General features: G+C 60.3%; 1 protein-coding gene. It reads right to left on the bottom strand.

Annotation, left to right across the window (positions count from 1 at the left end; genetic code table 11):
- On the bottom strand, positions 1-360 hold a 360-nt coding region (locus SB764_RS38805), incomplete at both ends, for a DUF4383 domain-containing protein (RefSeq protein WP_410866582.1).

Here is a 360-nt window from a genome sequence, read left to right as displayed (position 1 = left end):
CGAGCCGCGTTGTTTCGACGGCTCAGACCCAGGCCCAGGGCCAACATTCCGACACCCAGCAGCAGGTGCAGCCAGTTGTCGGCGGTGTTCAGTGGGACGAAGTTCGCGGCGGAATCCTGCCCGATGATGAGGCCGTAGATCCACAGCACCAGATAGATGACTCCACCGCCCACAAGATAGTTGCGCGCCTGACCAGCCGTGCGGGCCATCAGAAGCCCTGCAATGCCGAACAGCAGGTGAACGATGTTATGGAGAATTGAGACTTGGAAAAGCCCCAGAAGCAGCGCTTCGGAGTGGTGACCTGCGAACTCCAGGGAGCCGTAGTTTGAGGTGATCCCGGGGATGAACCCCAGGATACCG

The sequence above is a fragment of the Paraburkholderia sp. SIMBA_027 genome, from assembly GCF_046535315.1.
Classification (GTDB): domain Bacteria; phylum Pseudomonadota; class Gammaproteobacteria; order Burkholderiales; family Burkholderiaceae; genus Paraburkholderia; species Paraburkholderia tropica.
This window is presented reverse-complemented; position numbering and strand designations above follow the sequence as displayed.